22 protein-coding genes are annotated in these 24,007 nt (G+C 41.6%); 16 read left to right on the forward strand and 6 right to left on the reverse strand.

Annotated features, from left to right (window positions below):
* Positions 1 to 4: 4 nt before the first annotated feature.
* From FVA69_RS04015 to fbaA, 6 genes are all read left to right on the forward strand, one after another.
* Positions 5 to 1,621, forward strand: coding sequence for a fimbrial protein (locus FVA69_RS04015; protein WP_227024218.1), 1,617 nt, complete (start codon positions 5 to 7; stop codon positions 1,619 to 1,621).
* Positions 1,608 to 2,330: a fimbrial protein gene (locus FVA69_RS04020; RefSeq protein WP_231136947.1), complete on the forward strand. Its 723-nt coding sequence runs from the start codon at positions 1,608 to 1,610 to the stop codon at positions 2,328 to 2,330. The genes FVA69_RS04015 and FVA69_RS04020 overlap by 14 nt, the downstream gene beginning before the upstream one ends.
* A 578-nt stretch (positions 2,331 to 2,908) precedes the next feature.
* Positions 2,909 to 4,903, forward strand: a complete 1,995-nt coding sequence (tkt, locus tag FVA69_RS04025; protein WP_164528451.1) for a transketolase — start codon at positions 2,909 to 2,911, stop codon at positions 4,901 to 4,903.
* A 312-nt stretch (positions 4,904 to 5,215) separates the two neighbouring features.
* On the forward strand, positions 5,216 to 6,235 hold the full coding sequence (gene epd, locus FVA69_RS04030; RefSeq protein WP_004914418.1) for an erythrose-4-phosphate dehydrogenase: 1,020 nt from the start codon (positions 5,216 to 5,218) through the stop codon (positions 6,233 to 6,235).
* Between the two features lie 92 nt (positions 6,236 to 6,327).
* Positions 6,328 to 7,491: a phosphoglycerate kinase gene (gene pgk / locus FVA69_RS04035; RefSeq protein WP_004914415.1), complete on the forward strand. Its 1,164-nt coding sequence runs from the start codon at positions 6,328 to 6,330 to the stop codon at positions 7,489 to 7,491.
* 59 nt (positions 7,492 to 7,550) lie between these two features.
* A complete protein-coding gene (gene fbaA / locus FVA69_RS04040; RefSeq protein ID WP_109911909.1) occupies positions 7,551 to 8,627 on the forward strand; it encodes a class II fructose-bisphosphate aldolase in 1,077 nt (358 codons plus the stop codon).
* A 65-nt stretch (positions 8,628 to 8,692) separates the two neighbouring features.
* On the opposite strand, the gene FVA69_RS04045 is transcribed toward fbaA, so the two are convergent.
* Positions 8,693 to 9,574 (reverse strand): LysR family transcriptional regulator, encoded by an 882-nt coding sequence (locus tag FVA69_RS04045; protein ID WP_164528452.1) that lies wholly within the window; start codon positions 9,572 to 9,574, stop codon positions 8,693 to 8,695.
* Positions 9,575 to 9,856: 282 nt separating this feature from the next.
* On the opposite strand from FVA69_RS04045, the gene FVA69_RS04050 reads away from it, so the two are divergent.
* Together FVA69_RS04050 and FVA69_RS04055 are read left to right on the forward strand one after the other, a co-directional pair.
* Positions 9,857 to 11,077, forward strand: a complete 1,221-nt coding sequence (locus tag FVA69_RS04050; protein ID WP_164528453.1) for a sodium/glutamate symporter — start codon at positions 9,857 to 9,859, stop codon at positions 11,075 to 11,077.
* A 50-nt stretch (positions 11,078 to 11,127) separates the two neighbouring features.
* On the forward strand, positions 11,128 to 12,090 hold the full coding sequence (locus FVA69_RS04055; protein ID WP_109911912.1) for an agmatinase: 963 nt from the start codon (positions 11,128 to 11,130) through the stop codon (positions 12,088 to 12,090).
* A gap of 74 nt (positions 12,091 to 12,164) precedes the next feature.
* On the opposite strand, the gene FVA69_RS04060 is transcribed toward FVA69_RS04055, so the two are convergent.
* Together FVA69_RS04060 and FVA69_RS04065 are read right to left on the reverse strand one after the other, a co-directional pair.
* Positions 12,165 to 12,515 (reverse strand): DUF4440 domain-containing protein, encoded by a 351-nt coding sequence (locus FVA69_RS04060; protein ID WP_109911913.1) that lies wholly within the window; start codon positions 12,513 to 12,515, stop codon positions 12,165 to 12,167.
* Positions 12,512 to 13,369 carry a LysR substrate-binding domain-containing protein gene (locus FVA69_RS04065; RefSeq protein ID WP_164528454.1) on the reverse strand — a complete coding sequence of 286 codons (858 nt, stop codon included), beginning with the start codon at positions 13,367 to 13,369 and terminating at the stop codon, positions 12,512 to 12,514. The genes FVA69_RS04060 and FVA69_RS04065 overlap by 4 nt, the downstream gene beginning before the upstream one ends.
* 84 nt (positions 13,370 to 13,453) lie before the next feature.
* On the opposite strand from FVA69_RS04065, the gene FVA69_RS04070 reads away from it, so the two are divergent.
* The 8 genes from FVA69_RS04070 (at position 13,454) to FVA69_RS04105 (ending at position 21,879) form a co-directional block, all read left to right on the forward strand.
* Positions 13,454 to 14,140, forward strand: a complete 687-nt coding sequence (locus FVA69_RS04070; RefSeq protein ID WP_164528455.1) for an ankyrin repeat domain-containing protein — start codon at positions 13,454 to 13,456, stop codon at positions 14,138 to 14,140.
* Complete coding sequence (locus tag FVA69_RS04075; RefSeq protein ID WP_004914393.1) at positions 14,140 to 14,607, forward strand: nucleoside deaminase; 468 nt, start codon at positions 14,140 to 14,142, stop codon at positions 14,605 to 14,607. Before FVA69_RS04070 ends, FVA69_RS04075 begins: the two co-directional genes overlap by 1 nt.
* Complete coding sequence (locus FVA69_RS04080) at positions 14,604 to 15,785, forward strand: cyanate transporter (protein WP_123382483.1); 1,182 nt, start codon at positions 14,604 to 14,606, stop codon at positions 15,783 to 15,785. The genes FVA69_RS04075 and FVA69_RS04080 overlap by 4 nt, the downstream gene beginning before the upstream one ends.
* A gap of 96 nt (positions 15,786 to 15,881) precedes the next feature.
* Positions 15,882 to 16,751, forward strand: a complete 870-nt coding sequence (locus tag FVA69_RS04085; RefSeq protein ID WP_004914388.1) for a helix-turn-helix transcriptional regulator — start codon at positions 15,882 to 15,884, stop codon at positions 16,749 to 16,751.
* Positions 16,752 to 16,858: 107 nt separating this feature from the next.
* A complete protein-coding gene (locus tag FVA69_RS04090) occupies positions 16,859 to 18,997 on the forward strand; it encodes a TonB-dependent siderophore receptor (protein ID WP_109911919.1) in 2,139 nt (712 codons plus the stop codon).
* Positions 18,997 to 19,248 (forward strand): hypothetical protein, encoded by a 252-nt coding sequence (locus FVA69_RS04095; RefSeq protein WP_164528456.1) that lies wholly within the window; start codon positions 18,997 to 18,999, stop codon positions 19,246 to 19,248. The genes FVA69_RS04090 and FVA69_RS04095 overlap by 1 nt, the downstream gene beginning before the upstream one ends.
* The gene (locus tag FVA69_RS04100; RefSeq protein ID WP_117162843.1) at positions 19,245 to 20,678 is read left to right on the forward strand and encodes a PepSY-associated TM helix domain-containing protein; all 1,434 of its coding nucleotides are present in this window, start codon (positions 19,245 to 19,247) and stop codon (positions 20,676 to 20,678) included. The genes FVA69_RS04095 and FVA69_RS04100 overlap by 4 nt, the downstream gene beginning before the upstream one ends.
* A complete protein-coding gene (locus FVA69_RS04105; RefSeq protein ID WP_117162842.1) occupies positions 20,656 to 21,879 on the forward strand; it encodes a RhtX/FptX family siderophore transporter in 1,224 nt (407 codons plus the stop codon). Before FVA69_RS04100 ends, FVA69_RS04105 begins: the two co-directional genes overlap by 23 nt.
* A 17-nt stretch (positions 21,880 to 21,896) precedes the next feature.
* Here the strand turns inward: FVA69_RS04105 and FVA69_RS04110 are convergent, their stop codons facing one another.
* The 3 genes from FVA69_RS04110 to FVA69_RS04120 all read right to left on the reverse strand — a co-directional run bounded on the left by FVA69_RS04110 (position 21,897) and on the right by FVA69_RS04120 (position 23,996).
* Positions 21,897 to 22,289, reverse strand: a complete 393-nt coding sequence (locus FVA69_RS04110; RefSeq protein WP_109911923.1) for a hypothetical protein — start codon at positions 22,287 to 22,289, stop codon at positions 21,897 to 21,899.
* A 134-nt stretch (positions 22,290 to 22,423) separates the two neighbouring features.
* On the reverse strand, positions 22,424 to 22,951 hold the full coding sequence (locus FVA69_RS04115) for a LemA family protein (protein ID WP_110732251.1): 528 nt from the start codon (positions 22,949 to 22,951) through the stop codon (positions 22,424 to 22,426).
* Position 22,952: 1 nt separating this feature from the next.
* A complete protein-coding gene (locus FVA69_RS04120) occupies positions 22,953 to 23,996 on the reverse strand; it encodes a hypothetical protein (protein ID WP_181937081.1) in 1,044 nt (347 codons plus the stop codon).
* Positions 23,997 to 24,007 lie beyond the last annotated feature (11 nt).

A 24,007-nucleotide genomic window follows, 5' to 3' on the forward strand; every position in this document is an offset into this window, starting at 1 on the left:
TTTCATGATGAATAAAAAATATTTCTTACTATTTTTGACGAGTTGTTTGTTGAATGGCGTCTTTAGTTCTTCTGGCTTAGCTGTGGCTCTGAGTAACTCTTATGTATTTATTGAAAATGGTGTTGATAATGAGTTTTTTGTAACACCAAGGTCTTTAGATCCTCGATTCACTGGCGCAAATAAATTTTCCCGTTATTCAGCAAGAAACCAAGAAAGCTTAGGTTATATGGGCTACACCAATACCTCGATTCGGGCCAACCAGAATGTAGATATTTGGTTTGAAAATTCACCGATTGATAGCCCATTTATTGGTAACCGCTGTATGCGTAATTACTGTAATCGCGATACGGGTTATTGGCCTGCACAATATGTTGGTCGAAATGGCGCGTATAAAATTGTACAGGATAATACCTTGGGGGAAGGGGCATATGCGCGAGGTATTTTTAGTGAGTCAACATACCAATATTTTCAAAAACTGCCTATTGGTACAGTAGAAACTTATAGCTATCGTGCATGTATGACTGACTTGGATTATGACCCTGCAAAAGGGGAAAGTTGCCAAAGTGTTGGTGGACGAATTATCGCATCTCATGAGTTTACAATGACGAAATCAGGGCATATTAAACTGAGTTCAACAGGCGCAATGCAAGAAGTTTACATTGATAGTAATGGTAACCCAAGCCTAGGTCCCGGGGAGCAATTTTGTCGTATTGGTATTGTTGCCAACGTGAACGGTTTAATTTGCCAAGTGGTAAAACATGAAACATCGGGGGATATTTTTGCGAATGTGTTGCTAACATTAAAAGTAAATTCAACATTAATTCCATTTACCCCTGCTGCTGCGTCAATAAAAATAGGCCCTGACGACGGTTCTAATGTTTGGCAAAATTACAACTCATCTTATGCAGCGAACTCATATTTTAAAAGTTCAAATAACTATGTTTCTATCTTTTTTTCTAATACGTTTTTCAAACAATTAGTGACAAATAATATTGATTTCACCAATAGCCAAGACTTTTTTACGTTTTCGTTTACGAACCCTGCCGCTGCCCCACAGTCAGGCTATTATGAATTCACGCCATCGAACCAGTTAGTGATAAAGCCTAGGGACTACAGCATTAGTATTGTGCCTGCGGATTATATTCCTAACCCGTCAAAAACTGGGAAAATTGGCCCAGCGGAACCACCAATTGAGTTTAATTATATTGTGACGACAAGCGGCCCTCGACAAGCGGACGCGATCACTGCAAGAGTCGAGGGGCCGACAGTGAATGTTAACGGACAAAACTTTTGTTTGTTCAGCTCCGATGATGACAAATTTCGTGTTCCGTTTTCAGCTTACTTGTCATTTAAAAATGCTTCAGGTATCGAAGAGTCTTATCGCTCAAGTTGTGATGGTACGGAAATATCGATGGATAATGCCTTGTGGACGGAAACACCATGGGATATCCCTAACCAAGATTTAGGTTCTTTTTATCGCACTAATTTGGATTTACGTTTCCCAATGAATGATTCAAACTCATTATTTACGTTAGATGGCATCGATTGGTTAGGAACGGTGTCTGCGAGTGGAACGGTTGTCGTGAAAGCGATTTGGACGGGGCCAGATGTCCATTTATAAGGTTGGCGCGATTTATATTGATAAACTGAAGCGTATAGCGACTCAACTATTGATTAGCTCGCTGTTATTATTGCTTTTTTCATGTTTTGGTAAAGCCTATTCACTTTATTTGAGCTCAGATATTTCATCTTTAGAGCCCAATAAAAGCTTTTTTTCAAAGTCCTATATCAATGATACGAAAAAGGTGAATTTATATACATTTAGCGCATACCAAATAGATAAGCCTGATAATAAAGAACAAGGGAAGCCAATAGAAGAAGGGGAAATTATTTTTACCCCATTAAAAAAAATCGTATTACCCGGTGAGCAAGAGTATTTTAAGATTTTTTATCGCGGTAAAGCGGATGATAAAGAACGCTATTATAAGATTGTGATCAGTGAAACGGCACTTGATGTGGAAACTGACTCTTTTCAGAATCAGCAACCGTTATTTTACCCCACAGTTAGTTTAGAAACCTATTTTGTGGTTAGGCCGAAAGATATTGCATTTAAATATGCGATGGATGTGGATGCGGGCATATTAAAAAATACGGGCAATACTTATTTTAGGGTGTTAATTCATGAAAGCTGTGAAGTAAAGGATGATGAGCAGCCCTTAGTTCTTTATCTTTTACCACAACAAGAATTTCACCATGAAGCTTTAAAGAAAAAAAGCCGTAAATACATTGTTATATTTGATAAATACTATTCTATAGGCAATTGCGATTAGCTGATTTAAAATTTTATATTATATGATTAGCCAGTAATATTTGTTGTTACTGGTTTTTTTCAATTCATGTTACTTCTATCTATTAATAGTCATTAGAAAGGCTAGGTCTTTTACTCAACTCAAACAAAAATATTCGGGCATATTGCGCTTTTTTTGTCTAAAACTTTGCCAATTATCACTAATGTGGCAGCTAAATGTGCTAGAAGCATAAATCACCTTGATCCCAGACACTGAACTCAGGTTTAATAAGGTTAGTCACTTGCGCAAAAATGTAAGTCTTAAGGGATATTTTGCGCAATGGAATGGATTCAGCTTTGCGGCAGTTCAATTTATTAGCGATCTGCTGCCATGAACATAGCAAATATTGCGGTATGGGTAGAATTGGGTTACTTTCAATCGCTCTATTCATGAAATGCTCAGTTTGTTGTCGATGTGTTGTGGTTTCTTAGATAAGGAGACCGATGGCGATACCTCGGTAACTTGATACTTTCATGTTGCAGCGAAATTAAAGTAGCACTATCCGTATTGCGTTGTAAAAATTGGTTTAAGTACGTTTTTATCCTACCTGGAGTATACTGATGACGACTCGTAAAACCCTTGCTAATGCTATCCGCTTTCTAAGTATGGATGCGGTTCAAAAAGCAAAATCAGGGCATCCTGGCGCGCCAATGGGCATGGCTGATATCGCTGAAGTACTGTGGCGTGACCATATGAATCATAACCCAGCAGACCCTCACTGGGCAGATCGTGACCGTTTTGTACTGTCAAACGGCCATGGCTCAATGTTGATTTATAGCTTACTGCACCTCACTGGTTATGACTTACCTATCGAAGAGTTAAAAAACTTCCGCCAATTACACTCTAAAACACCGGGCCACCCAGAATATGGCTATACTCCAGGTGTTGAAACAACAACTGGTCCTTTGGGGCAAGGCATTGCAAACGCAGTGGGTTTTGCGATCGCAGAACGCACATTAGCCGCGCAATTTAACCGCCCTGGCCATGACGTTGTTGACCACCACACTTATGTATTCATGGGTGATGGCTGTATGATGGAAGGTATCTCGCACGAAGCATGTTCTTTAGCGGGTACACTGAAATTAAATAAACTGATCGCATTCTATGATGACAACGGCATCTCAATTGATGGTGAAGTTGAAGGTTGGTTTACTGACGATACCGCAGCACGTTTCGAATCTTATGGCTGGCATGTTATCCGTGATATCGACGGACATGACGCATCACAGATCAATGCGGCAGTGAATGAAGCGAAAAACCAAACTGATAAACCAACACTGATTATGTGTAAAACTATCATTGGTTTTGGTTCACCAAACAAAGCTGGTTCTGAGTCTGTCCACGGTGCACCTTTAGGTGATGCTGAAATTGCAGCAACTCGCGAAGCTCTGGGGTGGAGCTACGGTCCATTCGAAATTCCTAAAGATATCTACGAAGCTTGGGATGCTCGTACCGCAGGTAAAGAAAAACAAAGCGCATGGGATAAAAAATTCGCCGCATATTCAGCCCAATTCCCTGAATTAGCTGCGGAATTTACTCGTCGTATGAATGGTGAATTACCAGCTAATTTTGACGCGGATGCAAAACAATTTGTTGAAAATCTGCAACAAAACCCAGCAAATATTGCCAGCCGTAAAGCATCACAAAATGCATTAGAAGCGTTTGGTAAAGTGTTACCAGAATTTATGGGTGGTTCTGCAGACTTAGCACCAAGTAACTTAACCATGTGGTCAGGTTCGAAAGCGCTGAATGTTGACCCAGCGGGTAACTATATTCACTACGGTGTTCGTGAATTTGGTATGTCAGCTATCATGAACGGTATCGCGTTACATGGTGGTTTCATTCCTTACGGCGCGACATTCCTGATGTTTGTTGAATACGCGCGTAATGCGGTTCGTATGGCAGCACTGATGAAAGTGCGTAGCATCTTCGTTTATACTCACGATTCTATTGGTCTGGGTGAAGATGGCCCGACTCACCAACCGGTTGAGCAACTGGCAAGCCTGCGTGTGACACCAAATGTCAGCACGTGGCGTCCTTGTGACCAAGTTGAATCTGCGGTGGCGTGGAAATATGCTATCGAGCGTAAAGATGGCCCAAGCGCATTAATCTTCTCTCGTCAGAACTTAGAGCAACAACCTCGTAGCCCTGAACAATTAGGCAATATCGAGAAAGGGGCTTACATTCTGAAAGATTGCGCAGGTACGCCTGAGTTAATCTTTATTGCTACAGGTTCTGAAGTGGAATTGGCTGTTAAAGCGGCTGATCAATTAACATCAGAAGGCCGTAAAGTTCGTGTTGTTTCTATGCCATCAACGGATGTATTTGATAAACAAGACGCGGCATACCGTGAAGCGGTTTTACCTGCTAATGTGACAGCACGTGTTGCTATCGAAGCGGGTATTGCAGATTACTGGTTCAAGTACACTGGTTTAAACGGCGCCATCATCGGTATGCATACCTTTGGTGAATCTGCTCCTGCCGAAGTTCTGTTTAAAGAATTCGGTATCACAGTAGAGAAAGCAGTTGAAGCTGCGAAATCTTTACTGAAATAAAATAAGAAGGAATGAGTTCCGAATTTCGGTTCTCATTTCTAATTATCTTGCTGAACAACGCCTAGCGATAAACTAGGCGTTGTTTTTTTGTGCACCAATATAGGATTTTCTATTGCGTTCTATAAATATATCCCTTAATCTAATCCTAGATAAGCTGAACCGTTTCAGTTGTATGTTGCAGAATGAAAATATTTTTTAAAAATGTCGGTTGAAGCACACTTTTGATGTTTGACAGCTAAAATGAGCAGTAGAGTTGGTGTGAGTCAGTTATCCTTAGCAACCGTGTGATTTTGCTCAGATACAAGGTGTAGAATGGCAATCAGGGTAGCAATAAATGGCTTTGGCCGCATTGGTCGAAGTGTTCTAAGAGCGTTGTATGAGTCTGGCCGTCGGGCAGAGATTGTCGTGGTGGCGGTTAATGAACTTGCTGAACCTGAAGGGATTGCGCATTTGCTGAAGTATGATTCCAGCCATGGGCGTTTTGCTTGGGATGTACGACTTAACGGAACACTTTTACAAGTTGGTGATGATAATATTCGTTTATTTCACCAATCTGAGCTGCATGAGTTGCCTTGGAAAGAACTGGGGATTGATGTTGTTTTAGATTGTAGTGGGGTTTATGGTTCACGGGATGACGGCTTATTGCATTTAGCGGCAGGGGCGAAAAAAGTATTATTTTCTCACCCGGGTACTGATGACCTTGATGCAACTATCGTTTATGGTGTTAACCATGAAAGCTTAACCGCTCAAGACAAGATTGTTTCCAATGCTTCTTGCACCACCAACTGTATTATTCCTATTATTAAATTGCTTGATGAGGCATTTTCGATTGAATCGGGAACCGTGACGACGATTCATGCGTCAATGAATGACCAGCCTGTTATCGATGCCTATCATAAAGATTTACGCAGAACTCGTGCAGCGAGTCAGTCTATTATTCCTGTTGATACCAAGTTAGCGGCAGGAATTACGCGAATTTTTCCGAAATTTAAAGACCATTTTGAAGCCATTTCTGTCCGTGTACCGACGACGAATGTGACAGCGATTGATTTGAGTGTTACCGTACATAACGATGTTTGTGTTGATAAAGTCAACCAACTACTGCGAAGCGCGGCACAAGGCCATTTTCGTGGTATAGTGGACTACACTGAATTACCGCTAGTTTCGATGGATTTCAATCATGATCCACACAGTGCTATTATAGACGGTACACAAACGCGAGTTAGTGGTAAGCATTTAATTAAAACCCTAGTTTGGTGTGATAACGAATGGGGGTTTGCTAACCGGATGCTAGATACAACATTAGCGATGGCAGCGACAGGTTTAAACTAATTGGCGACTGACAGACAGCAGGGCATGATAACTTTATTGTTTTGCACAGTCGCTGATGGAAACTTTATAGAGAATCAACGAGAGGATTCACCATGTCTGTAATTAAGATGACCGATTTAGACTTAGCGGGTAAACGCGTATTCATCCGTTCTGACTTAAACGTTCCTGTAAAAGATGGCAAAGTTACTTCTGATGCACGTATTCGTGCTTCATTACCAACAATTGAAGCTGCTCTGAAACAAGGCGCTAAAGTCATGGTCACTTCTCACCTTGGTCGCCCGACCGAAGGCGAGTACAACGAAGAGTTTTCACTGCAACCTGTTGTTGACTATCTGGCTGACAAAATGGATTACCCAGTCCGCTTAGTTAAAGACTACCTTAACGGTGTTGAAATCGAAGCTGGCGAGTTAGTTGTGCTGGAAAACGTTCGCTTTAATAAAGGCGAGAAAAAAGACGATGAAACCCTGTCTAAACAATACGCTGCATTGTGTGATGTTTATGTTATGGACGCATTTGGTACGGCTCACCGCGCACAAGCGTCAACACATGGTGTTGCTAAATTCTCTCCAGTTGCTTGTGCTGGCCCACTACTGAGTGGTGAGTTAGAAGCATTAGGTAAAGCATTAGATAACCCAGCTCGTCCAATGGTTGCGATTGTTGGTGGCTCTAAAGTGTCAACGAAACTGACTGTATTAGATTCCCTATCTAAAATCGCAGACCAGCTGATTGTTGGTGGCGGTATTGCAAATACCTTTATCGCAGCGGAAGGCAATAATGTTGGTCGCTCATTATATGAAGCGGACTTAATCCCTGAAGCGAAAAAATTACTGGCAAACTGCCAAATTCCAGTACCAACGGATGTTCGCGTTGCAACCGAGTTCTCTGAAACTGCACCAGCAACTCTGAAAGCGAGTACTGAAATTAAAGATGACGAACAAATTCTGGATTTAGGTGATGAATCTGCACAGCGCTTGGCTGAGATCCTGAAAAATGCCAAAACCATTCTTTGGAATGGCCCAGTAGGCGTGTTTGAGTTCCCTAATTTCCGTAAAGGTACCGAGATCGTTGCAAAAGCGATTGCTGATAGCGACGCATTCTCTATCGCTGGTGGTGGTGACACCCTAGCAGCTATCGATTTATTCGATATTGCTGACAAAATTTCATATATCTCTACTGGTGGCGGTGCTTTCCTTGAGTTCGTTGAAGGCAAAAAGCTCCCTGCCGTTGTGATGCTAGAAGAACGTGCTAAAGCGTAATTAATTGTTCATACACAACAGGCAGCGTAGGCTGCCTGTTTACCACAGGACCTTTTCACATGTCTAAAATTTTTGATTTTGTTAAACCGGGTGTTATCACGGGTGATGATGTACAGAAAGTTTTCGCAGTTGCCAAAGAAAATAACTTTGCATTGCCAGCGGTGAACTGTGTTGGTACGGATTCAATTAACGCCGTACTTGAAACGGCCGCGAAAGTGCGTGCGCCAGTTATTGTTCAGTTTTCAAACGGCGGTGCCGCATTTATCGCAGGTAAAGGTTTGAAAGCAGAAGGCCAACAAGCTGCAATTTTAGGTGCAATTTCAGGTGCTTATCATGTGCATCAAATGGCAGAGCACTACGGTGTTCCTGTTATTCTGCATACTGACCACTGTGCGAAAAAATTACTGCCATGGATCGATGGCCTGTTAGATGCAGGTGAAAAACACTACGCGAAAACCGGTAAACCATTGTTCTCTTCTCACATGATTGACTTGTCAGAAGAATCACTGGAAGAAAACATCGAAATCTGTGCTAAATACTTAGCACGTATGGCTAAAATCGATATGACATTGGAAATCGAATTAGGCTGTACAGGTGGTGAAGAAGATGGTGTTGATAACACCGGAATGGACAGTTCCGAGCTGTACACTCAGCCAGAAGACGTTGCATATGCGTATGAAAAACTGAGTGCAGTGAGCCCACGTTTCACTATCGCTGCATCTTTCGGTAACGTTCACGGTGTTTATAAACCAGGTAACGTTCAGTTAACGCCAAAAATTCTGCGTAATTCACAAGACTACGTTTCAGAAAAATATAATCTGCCACACAACAGCTTAGACTTCGTATTCCACGGTGGTTCTGGCTCAAGTGCTGCTGAAATCAAAGAAGCAGTTAGCTACGGTGTTATCAAAATGAACATCGACACTGATACTCAGTGGGCAACTTGGGATGGTATTTTACAGTATTACAAAAAGAACGAAGGCTATCTGCAAGGTCAGTTAGGTAACCCAGAAGGTGCGGATAAACCTAACAAAAAATACTATGACCCACGTGTATGGCTGCGTAAAGCACAAGAGTCAATGGTTGTTCGTTTAGAGCAAGCATTTAAAGAACTGAACTGTGTTGATGTTCTCTAATTAACACGCATTAAGTTTCTTGTGATGAATCCCCCAGTGAGGTGACTTATTGGGGGATTTTTTGATCATGTAGATACCGGAGCTTCACTTAATTGTGAAAGTAGTTTTAAAAATAGTGCTTCACTTTGTGTTAGCGGTTTACTGGCCTCAGTGATCGCACATATGCGGTTATGAAAAACAGGGGAATCGTTCATTTCTACTAGTGAGTGGCGAAAATTAATATGAGAGGCATAGTTCTCGGGCAGAATTCCGACATAGTGACCTGAAGCGATAAAGGTAGCAACGGCCTCAAGGCCAGCGGCTTCAGGGCCTCGACTAAATTCACCCGATGCTAAAATACTTTCAGTGAATGGATGTGGCCGGTAAACCAATGCTAGATTATGCTTGTTGCTGGCGGTATTGGCAGAAACATAAAGCTTATGGTTTTCTATAAATAAGAATTGATAATTATAACGGTTATTTTCGTGATACTGCCCCCGAATACCAATTTGAATTGTTCTGTCGCTAAGTGCTTTATTTAATTGATTATGGTTGAGTATGCTTAGCTCTAATTTGACATTAGGTGCTTCTTGGGTAAATTGAGTGATTGTTGCTGATAGATGGCATAGTGGATCCGTTAAAATATGTTCAATAACACCAATAACTAATGTGCCAGATAAAACCCCATGGCGTTCATCAACTTCAGTTTTGATATTATCTAATGCTTTCAAAGCGGTTTTGGCTTTTTCGATAACAAATAAACCTGATTCAGTTAGCTTAAAGCCTGAAGGCCCTCTTTCACATAATTGGACACCGAGTTTTTCTTCAATTTCACGAATATGGCGGCTTATTGACGCTTTTGACATATTTAATTTTTTTTCTGCAATGGTAAAGCCACCGACTTCTGCAACAGAAGTAAAAACACGTAATGATTTTAAGTCTTTTTCCGTTAATTTTTTATTATGCATATTTATACCTATTACGTGAAATGAATCACTAAATGCTAATCTAGCTTAATTTTTGTTGGGATACAAACGACACAAATAATGTTGTTTTATTTTAATTATTAAAATTATTTTTGTTTTCTATAAAAGGTTTCATTTTATGAAACCATAGGATCAAAAATATCACTTTTATTCCTATCAGATACGTATATCTTAAAGTTGTAGTTGTTAATAGATTATTACCAAAGTGGCGCCACAAAATAATAATTAATCCAAATATATATAAATACAAAAGGATTCTAATTTATGGTCACAGATGAATTGTTAACAATAAAATTAGATATGATTACATTTACAGCATTAGGGGCTTTATTATTAATCGCTAGCAATGTAATTATAAAAAAATTCCCATTTTTTATGAAGTATTCAATTCCTAGCCCTGTTATCGGCGGGTTTATGTTTTCTATTGTAATGTGGTTAGCTTATCAATTTAATATTGTAGAACTTAATTTTGATAACACATTATATGACTTATCGATGTATATATTCTTCGTCACAATTGGTTTAATGACAGGTGTTAAACTATTAGTGAGTGGTGGAAAAATATTACTGATTTATATGGTAATTTGCTGGGGACTGGCATTTATGCAAAATGGCGTCAGCATTGGTTTATCATATGTTTTAGATATTGAGCCATTAGTTGCCATGATGGCAGGCCAAGCCTCGATGCAGGGTGGTCATGGTATGGCGGCATCTTTAGCACCACTGATTGAATCCTTTGGTCATGACCAAGCACTGAATGTTGGGTTAGCGGCTTCAACGTTTGGTTTGATTGCAGGGTCAATTCTAGGGGGGCCAGTTGGGAACTGGTTGATCCAAAGAAATAAATTAAAAATTGAAACTGACCATGTTGATTTAGAAAATTTAGCAGAAAGTAACAGCAAAGAAGATAAAATTACAGCCCAACAATGTATTATTACAGGAGCGATTATTTTAAGCATACTCGCTATCGGAATGCCGACAGCGAAATGGATAAGCACAGCAACAGGCTTTACCATTCCCGGCCATATTTTTAGTTTATTTGTTGGTGTTGTATTTCATTCAATTAATGAAAGAAAACCGATAATTAAAATATCTCGTAATACAGTGGTGTTAATTTCTACTCTATCACTAGAAATGTTTTTAGTGATGGCAATGATGAAATTAAAACTTTGGGAATTATATGAGTTAGCATTACCACTAACGATTATATTAATATCTCAGGTTATTACAACAATATTAGTTTCTATATTTGTTGTTTATCGCGCATTAGGTAAAAACTATGATGCTGCTGTTATGTCCGCTGGTTTTATTGGACATGGTTTAGGTGCAACACCAAATGGCTTAGTGGTTATGGACGCTATTTGTAATAAATATGGTTTATTCTCACGAAAGGCATTCATTATTATTCCAATCGCCGGAACGGTATTAACGGATATTGTTGGTGTTCCTCTATTTGTATTCCTAGCTAACACATTTGGTGGCTAAGAAATAAAAAATAAAAGAAATAAAACTAAATCTAAGAAGGAATAGTTTGTATGAAAAAATTAACGACACCCCCAAATGTTGGGCATAAAACATTTTTATATTCAGAATTAGTGACTGAATTGACCGACATTGAAGCGGATATTGCCATACTAGGGATGCCATTTAGTTCTGCTTATAGTGCTCACGCATTTACCAATGACCAATCTCGAGCTCCACAATATTTACGTGATATGAGTGACCGAATTGTTAGGCATCCAGATCATTATGATTTTGATATTGATGGGCCACTATTACAAGGCCGAAAAGATATTAAATTTGTTGACTGTGGTGATGTTATTCCTGATTTATCAAAGCCTTTGGGGGAACATCATCAACGTGCGGCTGAGGCGGTTCGGCAATTACTAAGAGCTAAAGCACTTCCTATTGTTTTAGGGGGCGATCATGGCATCACAACACCTATTTTGCAGGGATTTGATGAAATAGGACCGATTACACTTGTGCATATTGACGCGCATTTAGATTGGCGTGAAGAGGTTAATGGTGTCGATACTGGCCTTTCAAGCCCGATCCGCCGCGCTTCAGAAATGAAACATATCGGTGAAATTTTCCAAATTGGTTTACGTGCGCAAGGTAGTGGGCGCCCAGCGGATTACCAAGCGGCTAAAGACCATGGAGCGCATGTTATTCCAGCCTACGAACTGCATGAGGTTGGGATGCAAGCCATTTTAGACCGGATCCCTGATAATTCGAACTACTATATTAGTATTGATGCAGATGGGATTGACCCAAGTATCATGCCTGGAGTTGATGGCCCAGCTCCTGGTGGGGTGACCTATTTGCAAGCTCGGAGCCTAATTCACGGTTTAGTGAAGAAGGGTCGCGTTGTTGGTATGGATATTGTGGAAATTACCCCAGCCAAAGATATTCCATCTAAGCTAACGGGGGTGACTGCTGGGCGCTTCGTGGTGAATCTTATTGGGGCATCTATCCGAGCGGGTTATTTTGATAAGTAATCGTCAATAAAAAACAGCAGTCTTCAAATGGAGGCTGTTGTTTTTCAGTAGGCTTCAAATTTTTTAGTAGAGAGTTATATTGGGGTTCCTTGATGAAACCGCAGCTGCCATTGGTTTTCTGAATTTTTTAGCCAAATAGATGAACGATGGGTGGGTTTGATTTTTTTACCATAGTGTAATTCAAAACTGGTATAGGTCATTAACACGGTATTATCGCTCAAGAATGAGCAGTGATAATTTTCTGAATAAATAGATGTTTCCATTTCATTTGCTAATGACAAAAGCGTATCTCGCTTATCACTGGTTCCTCCAGAACGAGCAAATTCAAAAAAATCTGCATGCAAAATCTCACGAAGAAAATGGCTATTCTGTCGGTTAGTACTGTTATGTAATTTTTTTTCTAATTCAATCAGTTTATGTATCACTCGCGTTCCTCCAATTTTTGTGCCAGTTTCTCGGCTAGCTGAGTAACAATATCCGAAGTATTTGCGTGGAAATGCATGGCAATTTCCATTTCTTGAGCGGCTGGGAAACCTTCTTCTTCTGTTAAAATTCGATGTTGAGGTAGTTTTGCTCGCAAAGGTAATAAGCTGACCCCTAACCCGTCAGCGATAGCACTTTGAATGCCCGCGAGGCTAGAACAAGTATAAGTTATGTGCCAAGGGCGCTGTTCATTGTCTAATAACTTAAACATATCATTACGATATAGACCATTTTCAGGAAAAACTACCAAGGGTACGGAATCATTATTGAAGTGTTTATATTGGTTGCTAATTAGCCAACATAATGGTTCAGGCCAATGGTAATCGCTTTTAAATTCGCCTTTTTTCTGTTTCACAATAATTAAATCTAACTCACCATGTTGGTAGCGCTGATGAAGCTGGCGGCTTAGGCCACTCGTGACTTCTAGCCGTATATTGGGATTAGCTTGCATAAATGCAGCAAGTGTTGGGGTAACTTGGCCAGAAGCGAGATCTTCTGGAAAACCGAGCCGAATAGTTTGAATTACCGCATTGCCAGTGATTTTCATAAAGAAGGTATCATTAAGTACTAAGATATTTTTTGCATAACTCAACAAAACCTCACCAGTTTCGGTTAAGGTAAGTATACGGTGTCCCCGGATGAATAAAGGCTGGCCGACTAAAGTTTCTAGCCGTTGAATCTGCTGGCTCAATGTTGATTGCGTTGAATTTAAATGCTGTGAAGCCACGGTGAAATTCCCTGTTTCAGCAACAGTGACAAAGGTTTTCAACAAAACAAGATTGAGCAATGGATTCATTTTATAAATACCTATCATTTAGTTATTTAATTTTTAAATAGCATACTTTTTCAGTAGATTAAAGAGTCATCGGGGAGATTAATCATGAAAACATTCTTTTTACGTGGGAAATGGTTGTTTCACTTAGCTAGCATTCTTATAGTTTCATTGGTATTTATGGTGAAAGGTATGGCGAATTCACAACTTGATTCTTTGGTGTCATTGGCTGAACAAGGTAATCTACAAGCTGTTAAATCCTTGGTTGAGCAAGGCGCGAATATTGAACAACGCGATTTACGCCAACGTACTGCGTTGATGGCGGCAACCCATGAAAACCGTGTGGATGTGGCGCGCTATTTAATTGAGCGCGGTGCAGATGTGAATGCGAAGGATAACATGCAAGATTCACCGTACCTTTATTCAGGGGCGCGTGGGCTGCAAGATATTTTATTATTAACCCTGAAAAATGGGGCTGATTTAAAAAGTACTAACCGCTACGGGGGAACTGCGTTGATCCCTGCGGCAGAACGCGGACACGTAACGACGGTCAAAACCTTGATTGATGCAGGGGTTGATGTGAATCACGTTAATCGGTTGGGTTGGACTGCACTGATTGAGGCGATTATTTTGGGTGATGGTAGCGATAAGTACGCACAAATTGTCACTGAATTAATTAAAGGCGGCGCAGATGTCAATTTAGCGGATGGCTCGGGGATATCACCGTTGACGTTGGCAAAAAGCAAAGGTTACCGTAATTTGATTGAAATTCTTGAGAATTCGGGAGCGAAATAATGTCGGATACGCAATTTTTGCAACAAGCTATCAACTTAGCAATGGAAAACGTGCAAGCTGGCGGACGACCTTTTGGCGCAATTGTTGTCTGTGATGGGCAAGTCGTTGCAAGTGGCGTCAACCAGATGCTTGAGCTCAATGACCCAACTGCCCATGCAGAGCTGATGGCGCTGCGTCAGGCAGGGCAAAAATTAAGCCGCGTGAAATTAGATGACTGTGTGGTTTATGCGAGTGGACAGCCTTGTCCCATGTGCCTTGCTGCCATGCGAATGGCGGGTATCTCTCGGGTCGTTTACGCCTATTCAAACGATGATGCCGCACCTTTTGGGCTTTCTACGGATGCCATTGCAAAAGCGCTGAGAGTCGCGCCTGAACAACAATCAGGTTTACGGTTTGAGCAATTAAAGCCCAACGGTGAAATGCGCAGCACCCTGTACCAACAGTGGTGGGAACGGCAATCTAAATGAGTAAAACAGCACCATCTTCGTTGGCGTTGATACTGACCATTGTCTTAGTCGGGTTGAATTTACGGCCCTTTATGACGGGCCCAGGGCCTGTTATCGACAATATCATTCAAACGACAGGGATGAGTTATCAAAGCATTTCGCTTTTAACCTTGTTACCCATGTTGTTGATGGGGGTTGGGGCATTGGTTGTACCGATGTTAAACCAACGTATAGGCGAGCGTGCAGGGATCAGTACTGCAATGCTATTACTGCTAGTCGGTTCACTCGCTCGTTACTTTGTTGTTGATGGTGCGGCTTTATTATTAACGGCTTTTTTATGTGGTGTGGGGGCGGCTTATATTCAGTCGGTATTTCCTGGGCTCATTAAAGCGAATTTCCCCCAAAAAATGGCGATGATGACAGGGTTGTATTCCGCCACGTTAATGGCGGGGGGAGCAATTGGCGCACAGCTCACCCCTTTAGTTGAGGAAATGACAGGCCATTGGCAGAGTGCCTTAGCGTGGCTTGCCTTCCCAGCTTTGCTGGCGTTGTTGGCTATTTGGGCGAATGTACATACAGAGCGGAGTTCAAAAGTAGAATCAGTTTCAGTATTGGTGTTCTTACGAAAGCCGAGAGCATGGTTATTGATGGCAGGTTTTGGGCTGATTAATGCGGGTTATGGTACCGTAGTGACTTGGTTGGCACCTTTTTTCCAAGAGCAGGGAATGAGTGCTGCACAAAGTGGCACGTTTGTTGCCATATTAACGGTGTTTCAGGCGTTATCTGCGCTAATGATCCCTGTATTTGCTTCGCATAATATTGATCGTCGCTTTTGGTTGATAGTCACGCTCAGTTGCCAAGCACTTGGTTTTTCTGGGCTGATGCTGTTTGCCAGCGATGTGCCACTTTTGTGGGTGGCGCTATTAGGCATGGGGTTAGGCGGCTGCTTTGCACTCAGTATTATTACGGCTTTAGATCACCTTCCTCATCCCGTTAGCGCAGGCGCATTAACGTCGTTGATGCAGGCTGGTGGCTTTATTATTGCTGCATTTGGGCCATTAGTGGCGGCTTGGTTACATCAAGTCAGCCAGAGTTTTACATGGGTATGGGCAATGCATGTGGTCTTTGTATTAGTAACATTGATTCTTTATTTGCGTTTGAACCCTAAAAGCTATAGTCAAATCTTCAATTTAAGATAATTAATCTCCTCTTTTTTATTGCGAATGATAATTATTGTTATCTTGGTGTTTTTTTGCCACTATAACTGTTTATTTATTCGTCTAGGTAAGAGCCCTATGCAGCAGCGTATTGAAGATAAATTCACACAAGCACATTCAGCCCGTGAAGAACAATCTGTTGGTGAATTTATCCGGATCCGCCGCGGTGAGTTTCTGATTAACCGTGATTTAGGTATTGAAGAAGAACAAGCCGCTGGGCTCAAAATTGTGGCTATCCATCAAGGAGCAATGGGTTGCCGTAGTAGCGCGGGACAAAATGTTGAAGTCAATTCACCTTCTTTGATTTTATCGAGCAGCTCGCAAAATTATCTATTGAATAATCAATTTTATGGCCAGCAAACCATGAAATACACCATGATAGATATTTCTCCTGAATGGTTGGAAATGCAACAATTAAGTTTACCAGATACTTGTTATCATCCTCGTTCCCCAAAGCTATTACAGTTGGTTATTCCACCGAGTGTACTGGCGATCACTCATCAGTTATTTGCTTGCCCAACTCATTCGTCATTACGCCAACTCTATTTAAGCGCTAAAGTGTCTGAAATTACGGCACTGTGCTTACATCATTCGCTATCTCATACAAATACGCCTGTTATGAGCGTACTACGCCAGAGAGATATTGATATCTTGCATATGGCAAAAACTATATTGATTCAGGAAATGGAATCCCCACCCAGTTTAGATGAATTGGCTAAACGGTTAGGGGTCAATACCCGTAAACTCACGCAAGGCTTTCGCCAATTATTTGGCAATAGTATTTATGGCTGGTTGCAGGAGACCCGTTTGGAAACAGCTTTCCAGCTATTGAGTATGAATGATGCAAATATCTCAACAGTGGCTTACCAAGTCGGCTATACCCCCGCTCATTTCTCCGTTGCATTTCGCAAACGTTTTGGCATTTCACCTAATCAACTCAAAAAATAACAGTGTGTAGCCGGATAACGATAGACAAATTCCGGCGGTCGAAAGTATCCCATTACATTAATTGTTAAATTGATAACAATTATCATTTAACTTTTTTAGGGTGGGAAATGCTGTCCGTTTATAACATTAAGTCACGCGGAAAATTCCGCTTAACACCTTGTGCCCTTTTGTGTGCAACAGTGAGTTGCTCTGCGATGGTGAATGCAGCACCTATGCAACCGAAACAGGATGTTATACAAGTGACCGCATCTTCAGAGATTGATGATGACTATGTTGCACCGGGGGTGACAACACTCGGAAAAATTGCACTCAAACCACGGGAAGTGGCGCAATCTGTTAGCGTGATTGATAGAGAGCAAATTGAAAAACAAAACCTACAAACGCTTGATGATGTAATGCAACGTGCAACAGGGGTAACCAGTGCGCCCTATGTGAAGTTAACAACGGCTTATTATGTGCGCGGCTTCCAGATTGATTCATTTGAAATTGATGGTGTGCCAGCTCTATTAGGTAACATGGCCAGTTCTCCTCAAGATATGGCGGTATATGAGCGGGTTGAAATTCTTCGCGGGTCGAACGGCCTTTTACATGGTATGGGAAACCCCGCCGCAACCGTCAATATGGTAAGAAAACATGCGCCAAAAGAAAATATGGCCAAGTTGAGCTTAAGTGCGGGAAGTTGGGATCGTTATCGTGGAGAAGTGGACGTTGGGGGCCTACTGAATCAATCAGGTTCAGTGCGTGGGCGGTTTGTCATGGCATGGGAAGATAAAGACTATTTTTATGATATCTCTGACCAACAAACACGGTTGATGTACGGTACTGTTGACATCGATGTTACCCCAGATACTTTACTGCGTATGGGGGCACAATTCCAAACAATTGATTCTGTTACCAATATGGCAGGTGTTCCTTTCGGTAAAGATGGCAGTGATTTACATTTACCACGTAAAACCTATTTAGATGTGGATTGGGACCGCTTCAAGTGGGATACCTCCCGTTCATTTGCGGGTATTGAACATAAAATCAATGATGATTGGCAATATAAGCTTAACGCAGAGTATCAACATGTAAATGCCCGATTATTGTACGCAGGAGCATGGGGAAATATCGACCCTGTAACCGGTGATGGTGCAATGTTAATGGGGGGAGCGTATAAATTCCGTAACGAACAAACCAGCTTAGATACCAGTTTAAACGGTAAGGTAGACGCATGGGGGTTAACCCATGATGTAGTTGTCGGTGCAAGTTACTCACATGCCAGTGAAAAGCAATATAGCGCAGATTTAGACCCCGCCTTAAATGTACCAGTGAACGTGTATCGTTGGGACCCTCACAGTGTACCAAAACCTAATGTTGGCGCTTATAGCTCCGCAGGGCCAACCAAAACGACGCAAAAGGGTCTATACGGGATGGGACGTATCAAAGTGATCGAACCTGTTACTGTTATTGCGGGGGTGCGTGATAGCTGGTGGGATGTCAAAACACCAACAGCAAACTTCACCGAAAATGGCCGCCTTACTCCCTACGGTGGTGTGATTTGGGATTTTACGCCGCAATGGTCATGGTATAGCAGCTATTCAACAGTCTATCAGCCACAAACAGGAAAAACGTGGAGCGGAAAAATGCTCAAGCCTGTTGAAGGGCAAACGCTTGAAACGGGTGTCAAAGGCGCGCTATTCAACGGCGGATTAAACCTATCAGGTGCTATTTACCAAATTGATATTAAAAATAACCCACAAATTGACCCTGCACACCCAACAGGGGGCTTTAACAATTATTTCATTAGTGGTGGTAAAGTTCGTAGCCAAGGTTTTGAGCTTGAAGGTATTGGCTATCTAACACCTTTCTGGGATGTATCGGTGGGTTATACCTATACGGATACGAAATACCGTGATGACAGCCAGCACCAAGGGGAGTCTTATAACACTTTAACCCCTCGTCATATGCTACGCGTGTGGTCTAACTATGACCTACCTTGGAATGAGCGCAAATGGAGCTTGGGCGGTGGTATGCAAGCGCAAAGCGCCTACAGCACTAGCAATGGTAATGTAACCTTGCGTCAAGGTGGGTATGCCATTTTTAATGCCCGCTTAGGTTACCAAATCGATGAGACATGGACGGCAGCGGTTAATGTTAATAACTTGTTCGACCGTCGTTATTACTCAGGACTCTTCTCTCCACAATGGAATAACCGCTATGGTGATCCACGTAATGTAATGTTTACATTGAAGGCTGATTTTTAATGAAATTAGTCAGTTGCCTAGCAGTTGTTGGCACGTTGTTCGGTGGGATCGTGCTATCAATGTTGATAGCACGTTTTTATCCATCAGCAGATCCGCTCGAACGCGTATATGGTGCAATATTTCTAAGCGTTATCATCACGATGGGATTATTAGTTTATAACTTCAGTGCACTAAATTGGCGAAAATTATTAGTACGTAGCTATAGCTGGTGGCTATTGCTGCTTTTTTTAATGATGGCGGGGTGGGTATGAAGCATAAACAGCCTCTCACTCGTCGTTTAGACCAATTACATCGCAGTGCGGGGGCGCTATTTGGCGTTTTTCTGTTTGTGATCCTATTCACAGGGTGTTGGAGCTTAGGTAGTGATGCATTGCGGTTATGGTGGAACAATGTGCCACTTTCAGGTGAGTTATTACCACTCGAACAGCTTCTTGCGTTGCAACCAAGTGCAACCATGATCCAGCTGCCTGAGCAGCATAATCCTGAGATCACTTTTTGCCAAGGTATGGGAAGATGTGAATTAAGCTATAGCGCGATTAACGGTGAATTGGTTGCCTTAAACAGCCCGACAATGTGGCTAGTAACATTACATAAAAACTTATTTATGGATTTTCCTGGGCGAGTTTTTATCAGTTTATTTGGTTTTGCATTCGCCGTTTTGTTAATCACAGGGCTAGTGATACAACGCCGCAGAATATCCACAATGGTGCGCTTGCCGCGTGTTACACACTTGAGAGTGTTTCTCCATGATTTACATAGCTGGCTTGGCCTATGGTGTTATCCGTGGCTGGTTTTATTTGCGTTTACCGGAGCATTATCAGGCCTAGGGGCGCTAGGAACGGTTTCCCTTGGTGAAAGGGCTGCACCGGATAATCCACAAATTATCATGAAAACCTTGATGGGCGAGTTTAAACCACTGAAAACACCGGTTCCCGTGGCTGAAAGCTCGATTACTGCGGCAATCAGCGCATTACAGCAAACAGTCCCTAGCTTTATCCCTCAAATCTTGTTCAAGCAAGGTGATACGTGGGTGATTGGCGGTGTGCGTAATGGACAGTTATCTACCTCTAACTTTGAACAATATCAATTTGATAGTAAAAAGCGCCAGTTAGTTGCAGTGCGGGATTCTGCACAGCAAGGTATTTGGACACGTGCTTTTATCGCCATCCAACCTTTGCACTATGGGCAATATCAATGGTTACCTAAAATAAGTAATACATTGAGTTATCTGCATTTTATCGCAGGGGTGAGTGGGCTGATATTGGTTTCTGTCGGCCTCGCCATATGGTGTTGGAAAAGAAATTATAGCCTAGCGGCAAGGTTCATTGTGGGCAGTTGTGGTGGATTGCTGTTGTCCGCATGCGCACTATTAGCGCTAATACCATGGTTCACTGCTTTGCTACCAATGCACTTTTTTATGGGCTGGGGGATAGCCTGTATAGCGAGTTTACTCTGCAAAAATGCACAGTTGAGCTTGCAGGCATGCCTTTTATTCTCCGCTGTTTTGTTGCTATTCGCATTTATAGCCTCCTATCTGTTTAGTTCGTTGCCTTTTTCTCGTATCAATCTCGTTTTGTTATGTGGCGGAATAGGGCTTTTATGTATTTTATTCGGTTGTCGAAAATTGTCAGGCACAGCAAAACGTGCGCGGAGTGAGTATGAAAGATCTATTACAAAATAAACAGTTAGTGGTGACGTTGGGGTTACTTTATCTTGCGCAAGGGATACCGATGGGGATAGCAATGGATGCATTACCTACTTTTTTACGCCATGACGGAGGCGAACTGAAAGCATTAGCTTTTTTGCCATTAGTCGGTTTGCCATGGGTGGTGAAATTTTTATGGGCTTCGTTTGTTGATAACCATTGGGGGAATCGTTTAGGTCGCCGTAAAAGTTGGATTATTCCAATGCAAATTATTGTCACGATAACGATGTTCGCACTAAGCACCATCGGGTTATCGGTTGAGAATGCTTTACCCTGCATTGTATTGTTGTTTGCCGCTTCCCTTGCCAGTGCTACCCAAGATATTGCAACAGATGGTATGGCTGCGGAGCAGGTCAGTGGCACAATGTTATCAAAGATCAATGCGGTACAGATAGCAGGGGTGATGGCGGGCTTTTTTATTGGTGGCGCAGGGTTGATGATCATGAGTGAAAGTTTAGGCCAACACCTTGCTTTGGGGGTTTTAGCCTGCGTGCCGTTACTCAGTTTATTGTTTATTAGTGTCTGTCCATTAAAAACGCCATCAATAACACAGGATATGAACGAAAAAGCGAGCCTATTAAAAACGGTAAAACGTCGTGGTGCTCCGCGTTTATTGTTATTAACTTTGCTTTCTGCGGTGACGGCTGTTTCCGGTTTTGGTTTAGCCAAACTATTCCTAAATGATGCGGGTTGGTCATTAGCGCAAATTGGTAAAATGGGCATGGCAGGGGGGATAGTCACACTAGTACTGGGCTGTGGTGGTGGGGCGTGGTTAATCGGTAAAACCGGTGTGTGGCGCGCTTTCTCATTTGGTCTGTTATTTGCTTTGTTATCTTCATTGTTATGGCTGTTGCAATCGGCTAATGGTGTTTCTATTTCTTTAGTTGCACTGTGTATTACATTTGGTTCGTTATCTGCGGGGATTACATCAGTCGCGATAATGACGGCCGGGATGCAATTTGCATCGCGCTATCAGCAAGCAGGTACTGATATGACAGCAGTACAAAGTACCCGTGATATTGGTGAATTAGCCAGTTCAATGATGCTTGTAGGTTTAACCGCAGCGGTAGGCTATTCCGGTGGGTTTATATTAGGGGCGTTAATTGCCTTTATTGCGCTGTTAGTGACATTTTCGCACTACCGCTATATGCAGCGATTAGAAACAGAGCGAGTTTAAGATAAATAGATCCGGTACTATTTTTTACGTTTCTTATTTTGTTTTTTGACTTCTTTATTCGCTTTCTTTGCAATGGAATTGAAGTAGATATCTAAATAGTGTCGGTTGCTTAAAAATGAAATTAAGCAACTGGCAACGATCACCAACCAGACAAGTTGCAACTTAATTGAATTTTCAATACTAAAAAGCAGTAACAGTGGGATCATGACCATCATGCTAATGAAAACGGAACAAAATAAAGCACCTGCAATGTAGAGCGAGTACTTTTTTAACCCGAATATATTGAGGATGATAAGGACGGCAACCGTTAAAAGTAGTGTACCGAATGTCGCAAACATAATGATAAGCCCTGCCTCTTGCTCAATGAGCCAATCGGTGAAACCAAACCAAGAGAAAGGGATACTTATCATTATAAACGCTCCTGTTTGCCATATACTCGTCATACTTCAAGTTGCAAGGGTGTTGACTACACTCAGCTAGCCGAATCACATACTTATGTATGCTCATCGGCCTATCTTCCTTTGTCGCCTACCTGCAACTCGAATTATTTAGAGTAGAGTAGGGGGATATCTTTAAAACGAAATAATCTGGCAAAAATCAGATTGGGGAAAACATGAATATCTGTATTGTAGAGTGTGACGGTTTGGTTGAAAAATTCACGTCGGTCTGCAATTTGGTCTTCAATATGTTTTACTTGGGTTTGTAATTCCCTTAGGACTGCTTTACTAATTAGTGTTGGGTAGTTTTCTGCAACCGCGAGCAGTGGCTTTATTTTCGCTGTCAGTTGATTCGCAATATCGACCTTGGTTTCGATCGCGCTGCTGGATAAATAGCGCTGGCGGCTGGCAATCAATTCACTAAACAGCTGCTTTTCATGTGCCATCGCTTTATCTGCAACGTGAGTTAATACCGGCACTAATTCAATTTGCTTCTTTAGCAATACATCAATATTAGCAAACGCTTTATGGCAATTGTTTTTTAAAAATACAATATTATTATAAATATTAATAAGATAGCGTATAAAAATATAGCTAATAACCGCAATGATGATGAAAAAAATAAGCTTTTCCATGTTAGTCATTACCATCAAATAATGCGATCTGGTCGAAATGCATATTTAGCTGCCCGTTTTGATAATCCATTGGCGTAACTAAAATCACACCAATCAGAAAAAGTGCAATCATGGCGGTAATAGCTAAATTTCGACGTAATGGACCTGTTTTGTTCCAACGAACGACATAGTCCGAGGGGGAGACGCCTAATAGCATATGAGGTGCTTTACGTATAATAACCGATTCGCCTTTTTCGTTAGCGTCTGCTGTACCAATTAATAAATAACTGCGGTTTGCTTCAAGTAAATACTCTGTGTAACGGCGATTACCGCTTTCAACATCCATATGCGGCTCTAAGCCCGGGTAAACGAAATAATCAGGGTCACATTCTACCTTAACAGAGCCCGTATCATCCGTTAGGGTAAAGCTGTGCATGTTGCACTTACTACTTTGTAAGGTATAGCTTTTTTTACCGTCTTTATCTTTTGATATGGAATATTCAAAATAAAAGGAGCCATAGCAGGTTTTATTACCTAGCTGGCTTTTAATGGACGTGCCCGCCGTGATTTTCCCTTCAACTTCCACAAGTCCCATCGCCATTGAGCGTATTTTAGAGGTGGCTAGGTTTTTCTGAAATTTTAAGAAGCGCTTGGTTGGTGTATTTTCAATTGCTTTAAATACGAAGGCTAAGACAAATGCGATAAAAAATACGCGTATGTCGATAAAGAACCCAGCAAATAGGCAAGTGGCGATCAGCATTCCCACAAGGACTCTAAGAAACGCACTAAACTTTGATGAGCCTTCATTTTGTAAGCGCTGATAACGTTGGTAGGCTACTTTGCTAGAATTGACGACACTACGAGTAATAAAAAAGGTGATGACCAGTACAACGACATAATAAATGATACTGACATAATCACGGGTAGAAGGTGAGAGTGAGTACCACATACCACAAGCAACACCGACGAAAGGAATGATCCCCCAGTTTACTTTTTTATTTACCGAGAATTTATTATCAATAAATAAAATTAAGGCACCAATGGCGGCTCCGAGTAAAAAATACATATTCACGCATT

Origin of the sequence: Providencia sp. PROV004, assembly GCF_011045615.1 — a bacterium.
Classification (GTDB): Bacteria; Pseudomonadota; Gammaproteobacteria; order Enterobacterales; family Enterobacteriaceae; genus Providencia; species Providencia rettgeri.